Below are 10,637 nucleotides of genomic sequence, written 5' to 3' on the forward strand. Positions count from 1 at the left end.
TGTAACAGCTGCGGAGGCTACGGGTAATTTATTTAGAGACTTTGAAAACATGCTTATAGGCAGAGTACCAAAGGATGCAGCATTCTTAACACAAAGAATTTGTGGAGTGTGTCCGGTATCACATGCCATTGCATCCTCAAAGGCGGTTGAAGCTGCTTCAGGGTTTACTCCAAACTTACAAGCTATTCTTTTAAGAGACCTTATACAAGGAGCTAACTTTATATCTAGTAACATATTACATTTCTATCAACTAGCATTAATGGATTACGTTAAGGGACCACAAATGAATCCATGGACTCCTGGTTATTCACAAGATTTTAAATTTAATGCTACTGATAGCCAAACTTTAATAAATAATTATGTTACAGCTTTGTCAATCAGAAGAAAAGCACATGAAATGGGAGCAATTTTTGGTGGTAAGCTACCACATGTGGGCAACGTAGTGCCTGGAGGTGTAACTGCTCTTCCAACTTCAACAGACATAACAAATTTTAGAAATTATTTAAATACTATAACAACATTTATTACAAATACATATAAGACTGATGTTAACAAATTGGCTTCAACATACAGTGATTATTACACGATCGGCACGGGATACGGTAATTTAATATCCTATGGAGTATTTGATACAAACACAACTGGAACTAAGTTATTCCCTGCTGGAACAGTAACTAACGGCATAGTTGGAAGCTTCTCTTCAGCGAATATAAAAGAATACGTAGGACATTCTTGGTATACTTCACCATCTGGCGTTAATCCAGCAAGTGAAACAACAACTCCAAGCTATGGAAAAACAGGAGCTTATACCTGGCTTAAGGCACCAAGATACAATGGTACTCCATATGAAGCAGGAAGCATTGCAAGAACTTGGATTAGCGGAGATTATAAAAATGGAGTATCTGTAATGGATAGACATATGGCTAGATATACTGAAACAGCTAAGATAGCAGCTAGCATGCAGACATGGCTAAACCAAATTGTAGCTGGTGCAAGTGCATTCACAAATCTTGGAGCACCAACTTCGGGAAGTGGAATAGGATTAACAGAGGCACCAAGAGGAGCCCTTGGACATTGGGTTTCTGTTGCGACTTCAAAAATATCTAAATACCAAATAGTAACCCCGACTTGTTGGAATGCTTCACCAATGGATGATGCAGGAAATGTGGGACCTATAGAAAAGGCTTTAATTGGAACTCATGTTGTAGATACTACGCAACCCGTGGAACTTTTAAGAATAGTACACTCCTTCGACCCATGTACAGGATGTTCGGTACATGTAATGTCACCAGAAGGAATTGAAATGTCAAATTTTATTGTACAACCTCTATGAGTTTAATTATTAAGGACACCGTTATTCTTGGTATAGGTAATATTTTACTCCAAGATGATGGCGTGGGAGTACATGTAATAAAACAACTGGAAAATGAAAAACTTCCATCTACTATTGAATTAGTAGATGGAGGTACTTCCACACTTGATACACTTGGTTTATTCCTTGATTATAAAAAAGTTATAGTTGTAGATTGTCTAAGGGCAGGTTTAAAACCGGGTACAATATATAAAATAAAACCAGAAGATATTAAAAATTATAAAAAAGAAAATCTTTCTATTCATGATGTTCAAATACTGGATGTCGCACGAATGGCAAACATGATGGATAAATACCCTGAAGTGATTATATTTGGAATTGAACCAGAGAAAATAGCCGTAGATCTAGAAATGACACAAACAATGGTTTCTATAATCCCAGAGATAGTTTCTAATATAAAAAAAGAATTAGAAATTAATTAGGAGATAAATATGCATGAAGTTTCTATAATTTAAAATGTTGTCAAAATAGTAACAGATAAAGCAATTGAAAATAAGTTCACTAAGATAAATAAAGTATCGTTAAAAATAGGGGAGTTATCTGGTGTTATGCCAGAATCTTTAAACTTTGCATTCAAAAGCTGCATAATGGATACAATGCTTGAAGGCTCAACTTTAGAAATAGAAAAAGTCAAGGCAGTAGCTGAATGCCTTGATTGTAAACAAGAGTTCATATAATTATATGAATATCACTAAGGTACATAGATTACTGTTTATGAGGAACATAAAAAGAGTATTTAATTGACCATGAAGGTTATTTCTTAAAGTAAGAAGACTTTTATGGATTTTTGTCTTTTATTTGAAAGATTGTGCGAAGGAGAAAACAAATGAATTCGAAATATCAAGTACCAGAGTGGTTGCTAAACAGTGGAGAAATTGGAATGCGATCATGTGGGTGTATTGGAAAAAGGAAGAAAGTCAGTTTTTTAGAAAAGACTATTAATGATATTGCCAAGTTTTTAAAGGAAGTTATTTTTTTTGAAGATATAGCATTTGAAAAGGGTTTTTTACAAAAATTAGACCCAAGGGTAAAAGTAATATCTTTGATTATACTAATTTTAACAGCTACGTTGATTCATAATGTGGTGATATTAACTATTATATATTTAATATCATGTATTTTAGCAAAAATATCATGTGTATCATTAAAATTATATTTTAAACGAGTATGGCTTATTGTACCCCTTTTTACAGCAGTTACTGTATTACCATCAATTTTTAACTATGTCAGGCCCGGAAATAGTTTAATTTCACTTATAAACTTCGGTCATCAATTACATTTAGGCCCATTCACATTTCCAGCAGAACTTGCGATTACAAAACAGGGCGTATCAGGAGCTGCTTTGTTAATAGTCAGAGTTGGTATTGCAGTTTCTTTAGCTTTTTTATTTACTTCTACCACCCGCTTTGCTAATTTGATGAAGGCGTTTAGAGTTTTGTTTTTACCGAAAATATTTATCACAATATTAGAAATGTGTTATCGTTATATTTTTATATTATTGAATATCACAACAGATATGTTTGTTGCCAGAAAAAGTAGAACTTTCAGCAAAATTGATTCAAAAGAAGGCCGCCGTTTTGTATCTAATGCAATTGGAAGCCTTTTTGGTAAAAGTTATGCTTTAAGTGAAGAAGTGTATGGAGCTATGCTATCAAGAGGTTATAAAGGTGAGCCAGTTATTATGAACAGGTTTAAATTTACTCTGCTTGATTTTCAATGGTTTTTAGGTTTAATAATTTGTGTTCTGGCATCTTTTGGAGGTGAAATCATTCTTGGATAAGGAAAAAATAATGCAGCTGAGAGATGTTTCATTTGAATATATAACCAATGAAACGGTACTTAAAGAAATAAACTTAGATATTTACAGTGGCGAAAAAATAGTTATTTTAGGAGCTAACGGCTCAGGGAAATCTTCGCTTCAAAAAATTCTTAACGGGTTGTTATTTCCAAGTAAAGGTGAATATAGGGCCTTTGGTCAACTTGTTACAGAAGAAACATTAAATGATGAGCAATTAGCAGAGGCGTTTCGCCAAAGAATTGGATATATATTTCAGAATTCGGATGCCCAATTGTTTTCTGCCAATGTATGGGAAGAAATAGCATTTGGCCCTTTGCAGATGAATCTTAACTTTAAGGAAGTAAATGAGCGAGTAAATGGAGTTATTCGGATGCTTAACTTAGAATCACTAAAGGATAGGCCACCATATAAATTAAGCGGGGGTGAGAAAAAGAAAGTAGCTATTGCCTCAGTATTATCAATAAATCCTGAAGTTCTAATATTGGACGAACCTACTAACGGCTTAGATCCCCGCACTCAAAGATGGCTGATTAACCTATTGGTCGAACTTAATAATGCTGGTAAGACTTTAATTACGTGCACTCATAATCTGGATATTGTTGAAGAAATTGCAGATAGGGTAATAGTTTTCAGTGAAGAGCATAACATAGTTGCTCAAGGTTCGCCTCAGGATATATTATCAAATAAAGAGTTATTACTTTCTGTAAATCTTATAGATGAGCATTATCACAGGCATGTTCATGTATTTGACCCAAGCGAACATCATGATCATTATCATTGTCACGAATAACCATTAAGATTAGAAATTATTTTTTTAATGTAGTAAACGAAAAGGTCAATCTAATATTATTAAAATTTTAGGAGGAGATAATATGCATATACCTGATGGATATTTAAGTCCCCAAACCTGTGCGGTAATGGGCGCTGTTATGGTTCCAATATTGGGCACTTCAGCATCAAAATTAAAAACGACATTAAAGGACAGACAGGTTCCACTATTGGCAATTGGAGCGGCCTTCTCATTTACAATTATGATGTATAACGTGCCTATACCTGATGGTACATCAGCACATGCGGTTGGAGCTACAATTTTGGCAATCATTCTGGGACCTTGGGCTGCCACAGTAGGAGTAAGCATTGCACTCATAATTCAAGCATTTTTCTTTGGAGATGGTGGTATTCTGGCGCTTGGAGCAAATATGTTCAACATGGCATTTGTGATTCCTTTCGTGAGCTATTATCTATATAAGTTAATAGTTGGTAATTCTGAAATTTCTTCAAGGCGAAGATTTATTGGTTCAATCATAGCGGGATTTGTAGCAATAAATATTTCAGCATTGTGTGTTGGAATAGAGCTTGGACTTCAACCCTTATTATTTCATAAACTTGATGGAACTCCTTTGTACGCACCATACAATCTGATGCAATCCGTACCAGCAATGTTGTTCGGTCATATTATTGTAGCCGGTCCGCTTGAAGGAGTGGTAACAGGATTTGTAGTGAAACATATGCAAAATTCAAATCCTGATATGCTCCAGATTTATCCACCTAAAAAATTAGAAAATGAAAATTCTCAGATTATAGGTGGTTTAAAGAAGTATTGGCGTGCATTGATTGTTTTAATTATTTTTGCTCCGCTCGGGCTATTAGCTCAGGGTAATGCATATGGAGAATGGTCAGGTGATAAGCTAAATTCGAAGCTTGGATATATTCCAGAAGGAATGATTAGGTTTGGAGATAGATGGAAATCATTGTTACCACATTATTCTATACCAGGGTTGGAGAGTACTTTCTTTAAGTCATCTCTAGGTTATATATCTTGTGCAATAGTAGCTTTAACAATAATATTGACTATAACTGCAATTATTAGTTTACTTCAAAAAAGAAAAAATACTAGGCAAAATATCAGTTAGTTCAAAATATATTTTTGAACTACTAATGCTTTGTGTATTCATCACAAATGCTATAGAGAGTCTTATAAAATTTATTAGTAACTTATTAAATTTAATTTATATAACTTAACATTTTTGAAATAGGGGAAGTGATAACGTTGACGGCTTTTGAATATGATATACAATTTATAAAATATGAGGTAATAAGAGAAGTAGTTAGACTTGCAATTAAAGGAACTCTAAAAAAAGAGGTTAAAAATCTATTTAAGATCCTTGTTCCAGGACCTAAAGCGAGAACTCGTTGTTGCATTCATAAGGAAAGGGCAATAATTGGCGAGCGAATTAAACTTGTAATGGGTGGAGATAAAAAGAATGAAAACGTTATTGAAGTGATAAATTGTGCTTGTGATGAATGTCCCATCCAACGCTTTACTGTTACTGAAGGCTGTAGAGGTTGTATAACACACAAATGCATCCAAGCATGTCCTGTGGATGCAATCCACTCTATAAACCGAAGATCTTACATTGATACAAATAAATGTATTGAATGTGGTAAATGCAAGACTGCTTGCCCGTACAACGCAATCTCTGATGTTATGAGACCCTGTCATAGAGCTTGCAATGCAGGTGCCTTAAGTATTGATGAAGATAAAAAAGCTGTAATCAATAATGAGAAATGTATACAGTGCGGTGCCTGTGTTTATCAATGTCCTTTTGGTGCAATCATGGATAAATCTTCAGTAGTAGATATCACTAATGCATTAATGAAATCCAAAAATGATGAAAATAAGCACATATATGCTATCATTGCACCTGCAATTGCTAGCCAATTTACCTATGTTAAAATTGGACAAGTAGCTTCAGGTATAAAAAAGTTAGGTTTTTACGATGTTATAGAAGTAGCCATTGGCGCAGATATGGTAGCTGTAAATGAAACAAAAGAATTTATAGAAACTATTGAAGAGCTGAAAGTTATGACAAGCTCTTGTTGCCCTTCCTTTGTTTCATACATAAAAAGAAATTACCCTGAATTAGGTAAGCATGTTTCAAGCACAGTTTCACCAATGATAGCAATTTCTAAACTTATTAAAAATACAGATCCCTTAGCTGAGGTTGTATTTATCGGACCTTGTACTGCTAAAAAAATGGAAATAAATCAAGAAGATTTAAAAGGCATTACTAATTATGTATTGACATTTGAAGAGCTTAAGGCAATGCTTGATGCTTTTGAAATAGATATTCAAGATTGTGATGAGATTCCCTTAAATAACGCCTCATATTATGGAAGGATTTTTGCTAGATCAGGTGGGCTTACCGAAGCGGTAAAACACTTAGTTGAAGCTGAAAATACTCCAATTAAATTTAAACCAATAAGTTGTGATGGCCTTATTGAATGTGATAAAGCCTTGAAATTGTTGAAATTTAATAGATCAAACAGTAATTTCATAGAAGGCATGGCATGTTCTGGTGGATGTGTAGGTGGGGCCACTGCCCTTCAGCATAGTCCAAAAGATAATAATGAAATAGATAAGTATGGAAAGTTAGCATTAGAAAAAGATGTTAGTAAATCACTCAGATTAATAAAAGCTGAGAAAATTGACCTACACCGTGGTAAAGGCTTCATGTCTAAATAATATTTGATTTGCATATTGTGTTGCTTCTGAGCCGGTTATATGATTAATAACAAGCTTGTAAAACCAGTACGGTTTTTTATAAACCTAGATATAGATAATTATGTCTAAATCCCTCCTCCTTGAATTCCTCTTGCCCTGTAGTATTTAAGAACATTATTCTTTTTATTTATTTTATGAATTAAAGGGTTTGTTAAAATTGTGTTTTATTATATCAAAGTAAAATAAATTCTTTAAAGTGTAAAGGTTAATAGAAAAATAGTAGATTACACAAACATTTTATTATAACAATATGGGGAATATATTATAATTTTCTTGTAAGTTAAATTAGATACAAATTATAAAGATTATGATGATCTTAACTGCATTATAATTTCATAAGTTTATGTATAAAAAATGTGTAGAAAGTCATACTTAAAAATATCATAGCCTTCACAACTTAAAAGAATTAAACATATTATAAATTATGTAATAAAAGTTAGGAGAGATGTATTTTGTATTATAATATGGATGGTTATTATTCTCAACTTTTCAGGGCAGATTCTTTAAATGATAAGTTAGTTGAGGCTATGAAGGCTGAAAGACATGATAGAGTAAAATATCAAAGGATGATGGAAATGACTACTGACCCTGCAGTAATTAAACAGATAAAATTTGCTTATGATGATGAGATTAAGCATTATGGAATGTTTCAACAAATATATTATCAACTTACAGGTGTAAAATTAGATTTTCCTATACCAACTAATATTGAAAAATATAATACTCTTATGGAAGCAGTACAAAGCAGTATTGAAGGAGAAAGTGAAGCTGTAGACCTTTATAGAGAAATTTTCGCACTCATGACAAATAAACAAATGAGAGATAAGGTCTTTGAAATTATTACCGATGAGCAGGAACACTTTGGAAGGTTTATTTATTTGTACTCAATGTTAAAATAATATTATAATGTTAGGATTTTTAGATAAATTACTTAAAACACCGTATTATTCAGAGATGGATTTTACTGCATTTTTACGTCGTAATTCAAAAAAGTTCATTATAAACAATTGTAAGAATTACTAAAGAGATTAGATTATTTAGGCAGGTTGTGTCTATAATGGGAAGCTGAAAAAATGATTAATGAGTGTAGGTATTATTGTAGTAAGCTGAAAAGAGAAAATGGTATAATTTCATAATTCTATGTATATCTATAAATACGTAAAGTGAGGTGTTTAATTATGTTTAAATATCTAATGTCAAAAACATCAATGGTAATTTCTCTTATTATAGTATTTCTTTTTTCTATGAATGGAACAGTATTTGGCGAAGAAAACACTCAATCTGTTTCTCTGCTGTATGATTATGTATCATTGGGTGATTCCTTGGCGGCAGGACAGACTCCATATGGCAACAATGATTCCTATGGTTATACAAATATCATAGTAAACAAGCTTGCTGATGCTGGAGTTTTAGGTGGCTACGGCGACTATGGTGTATCCGGCTGGACTACACAGAACGTATTAAATCAGGTTACTACTGATACTGACGTTCAATATGCCCTTAATAACGCTGAAATTGTTACTTTGGATATTGGGGCTAATGACATTTTTAGGGTGATTGAATGGGCAAATCAACTCAGTACTATGACTCCACAACAAACGCTACAAACTTATCCCGGTTCCATGGAGACAGCAGAGCTACAATCATTGTTGATTTCTTCAAAAACCCTTGAACAAAAAATCACGGCAATACTTGGGATTGAAATCACGGCAGTTCAGTTTAAATTAGAAAAGATAATTCAGGCAATAAAAGCGTGTAGTCCAGATACTAAAATTTATGTAATGGGCTATTACAATGCATTACCAGATATGCCTCAATTTTTGCCTCTTCTTGAACAATTGAATGATAAAATAAGACTTGCAGCTACTAGTAATGGAGCAACTTATGTTGCCACCCAGGCATCAATGAACAAGCATTTAACTAAATATCTTCCTGGTGATGTTCATCCGACTGTTCAGGGCTACAGAACAATTGCACAGGATTTTTGGGGTTTTATTCAGACAGACTTTTTAAGAGGATTAAACTAATACAAATTACACTGGGTTCAATATAATTTGAATCCGGGGTTATATCGCTTTTTCATTCAAAATGGAGTATGAGATATTTATATGGCTTTGTATTTATGCGAATTGTTCGAATAAGTTAATATTTAAATACTACATTAGCTATACTCATGTTACTGAATAATAATGTATTTACACATAAGGTTATGATTATCAGTTATTAGCACTGGTTACTTGTACTATTATAATTTAAAGCTAAAAGCATCGAAATCTATTATTGGTGTTTATTTTGCTAAAGAGTATATAAGTTTACTATAGAGTGCTACAAGTTGTATAAGCATTATTACTGCTAAAATAGGAACATATTTAAATAAATTCATGGTTACTAAATTGTGAAGTATACTATTAGTCAGAATTATTACGGTGGCAATGCCACCCATTTGCCACCGGTGCATAAAATATTATGAGATACAATTAGTTAAGTTTAGACCCATAAAATTATTATCTACCTGATAGATGCTTTCAAATCAATGCTTTCAGGATAGTATATAATATATATAGATAAGCTAAAATACTAGATATATACAAACCCCTCATATTGAGACGGTAGTTCAACTAACCAAGTGATACCAACAGGATAGCCTGATTTATAATTTTTAAATTGTCTAATTGCCACCGTAAATTATCTTATGGTGGCAATTTTACTAGTCCGAGACGTGTTTGAATATCTTGATGGAGAAATATTAAAGGTGTTGAAGCTATGCAGATGGTAAACATGACAAAAGCTATATTCTATCGTAGAGTTAAAGAATACGGATATAGATAGGTCATAGCTGCATAGGAAGTAATGAAGTAATAGTTAGAAAGTTAAAAAACAGTTTATGAAGCTCTGGGTAATCTCAGGGCTTTATGTTTACCTATTTTTACAAATGTTGAAGGAAAAGATAAGGGGTATGTTGAATTAATACATGATAAATGTTAAAAACAGTAGGTTCTACTAAGTAATTAATGAAAATTAAATAAGAGTTTTTTTTATATGCCATTAAACATGGGTAAGGTAATGAGTAGCGTAATGAGTATTATCAATAAAGCTCAAGCGGAAGTCCCAGATAGATATCTGATACTATCTCATGATGTATCTCCATGGCGTTGTGAACATTATTTTCTTGTGACAAAAGAGGTTAAAGGCATGGAGATAACAAAATTGTCTGGAACCTTTTTAACTAAAGTCTTTGAAGGCGGGTTCAAAGAGATTCCCAACTGGATGAAAGAAATGGATGCCTACTTATATATATTATTTTTTATTTTTCGGGAACAGGCAATATACCTAAGACTGAAAACATTGAACTCATTGTTTATTACATGTCTATTTTGTTAGATTATATTTATATTTATAAATTGATGTTATAACAACAAACCTTAAAGTATTTAATTAGCACTATTTACATAATAGAGTTTCAACATTTCCAGATAATTATACTTGATAATATATATGGTATAATGTAATATTCCTCTTAGCAAGAGATTCTTTAGATTTCTCCATCTGAGTAAAAAAGGCTTGATGAAGTATTTAGATTAAAGGAGAAACTTTAAGAAAGTTACTGAAATAAATATTACTACTGGGGGAACAACATGGAGTTATCAACTATTTTTTTAATATTTGTATATGCGTTTAATATAATATCAGTTCTAAGACTAATTTTTATAAAACGAAGTGATACGAGAGTTATATTTGCTTGGTTGATAGTATTCTTTTTTCTACCTTACGTTGGGTTCATTTTTTATTTTTTAATTGGTAGTAAATATAAAATGCGTATTTTATCAAAAAAATATGGCATGGGTGAAATAGAGGAAAAGTACAATAAGGTACTAAAGCAACATATTCATGATATTGCTGCA

At 32.5% G+C, this 10,637-nt stretch carries 10 protein-coding genes and 1 pseudogene; all 11 read left to right on the top strand.

What is annotated here, in order from left to right; all coding sequences use genetic code 11:
* The coding region (locus LGK95_RS20945) for a nickel-dependent hydrogenase large subunit (RefSeq protein ID WP_226126854.1) at positions 1-1,333 on the top strand (1,333 nt) is incomplete at its 5' end.
* Positions 1,330-1,794 carry a HyaD/HybD family hydrogenase maturation endopeptidase gene (locus LGK95_RS20950; RefSeq protein ID WP_226126855.1) on the top strand — a complete coding sequence of 155 codons (465 nt, stop codon included), beginning with the start codon at positions 1,330-1,332 and terminating at the stop codon, positions 1,792-1,794. The genes LGK95_RS20945 and LGK95_RS20950, both read left to right, overlap by 4 nt.
* 45 nt (positions 1,795-1,839) lie before the next feature.
* On the top strand, positions 1,840-2,049 hold the full coding sequence (locus tag LGK95_RS20955; protein WP_226126864.1) for a hydrogenase maturation nickel metallochaperone HypA/HybF: 210 nt from the start codon (positions 1,840-1,842) through the stop codon (positions 2,047-2,049).
* A 149-nt stretch (positions 2,050-2,198) separates the two neighbouring features.
* Positions 2,199-3,152, top strand: a complete 954-nt coding sequence (gene cbiQ / locus LGK95_RS20960) for a cobalt ECF transporter T component CbiQ (protein ID WP_226126856.1) — start codon at positions 2,199-2,201, stop codon at positions 3,150-3,152.
* Positions 3,145-3,960, top strand: a complete 816-nt coding sequence (locus LGK95_RS20965) for an energy-coupling factor ABC transporter ATP-binding protein (protein ID WP_226126857.1) — start codon at positions 3,145-3,147, stop codon at positions 3,958-3,960. Before cbiQ ends, LGK95_RS20965 begins: the two co-directional genes overlap by 8 nt.
* Positions 3,961-4,042: 82 nt before the next feature.
* On the top strand, positions 4,043-5,083 hold the full coding sequence (gene cbiM / locus LGK95_RS20970; RefSeq protein ID WP_226126858.1) for a cobalt transporter CbiM: 1,041 nt from the start codon (positions 4,043-4,045) through the stop codon (positions 5,081-5,083).
* A gap of 137 nt (positions 5,084-5,220) precedes the next feature.
* Positions 5,221-6,696 carry a 4Fe-4S dicluster domain-containing protein gene (locus tag LGK95_RS20975; protein ID WP_226126859.1) on the top strand — a complete coding sequence of 492 codons (1,476 nt, stop codon included), beginning with the start codon at positions 5,221-5,223 and terminating at the stop codon, positions 6,694-6,696.
* 491 nt (positions 6,697-7,187) lie between these two features.
* Positions 7,188-7,634 carry a ferritin-like domain-containing protein gene (locus LGK95_RS20980; RefSeq protein WP_226126860.1) on the top strand — a complete coding sequence of 149 codons (447 nt, stop codon included), beginning with the start codon at positions 7,188-7,190 and terminating at the stop codon, positions 7,632-7,634.
* Between the two features lie 294 nt (positions 7,635-7,928).
* Positions 7,929-8,762 carry an SGNH/GDSL hydrolase family protein gene (locus LGK95_RS20985; protein WP_226126861.1) on the top strand — a complete coding sequence of 278 codons (834 nt, stop codon included), beginning with the start codon at positions 7,929-7,931 and terminating at the stop codon, positions 8,760-8,762.
* A gap of 1,009 nt (positions 8,763-9,771) precedes the next feature.
* Positions 9,772-10,116, top strand: a pseudogene (locus LGK95_RS20990) (hydrolase); the annotation flags it as partial.
* 254 nt (positions 10,117-10,370) lie between these two features.
* The coding region (locus LGK95_RS20995) for a PLDc N-terminal domain-containing protein (RefSeq protein WP_226126863.1) at positions 10,371-10,637 on the top strand (267 nt) is incomplete at its 3' end.

It is taken from the genome of Clostridium algoriphilum (assembly GCF_020443705.1).
Classification (GTDB): domain Bacteria; phylum Bacillota; class Clostridia; order Clostridiales; family Clostridiaceae; genus Clostridium_AD; species Clostridium_AD algoriphilum.

What these genes read in the sequence shown, in the direction of transcription:
- LGK95_RS20950 (WP_226126855.1), top strand. Translation starts at nt 1,330, where the DNA reads ATGAGTTTAATTATTAAGGACACCGTTATTCTTGGTATAGGTAATATT.
- cbiQ (WP_226126856.1), top strand. Translation starts at nt 2,199, where the DNA reads ATGAATTCGAAATATCAAGTACCAGAGTGGTTGCTAAACAGTGGAGAA.
- cbiM (WP_226126858.1), top strand. Translation starts at nt 4,043, where the DNA reads ATGCATATACCTGATGGATATTTAAGTCCCCAAACCTGTGCGGTAATG.
- LGK95_RS20985 (WP_226126861.1), top strand. Translation starts at nt 7,929, where the DNA reads ATGTCAAAAACATCAATGGTAATTTCTCTTATTATAGTATTTCTTTTT.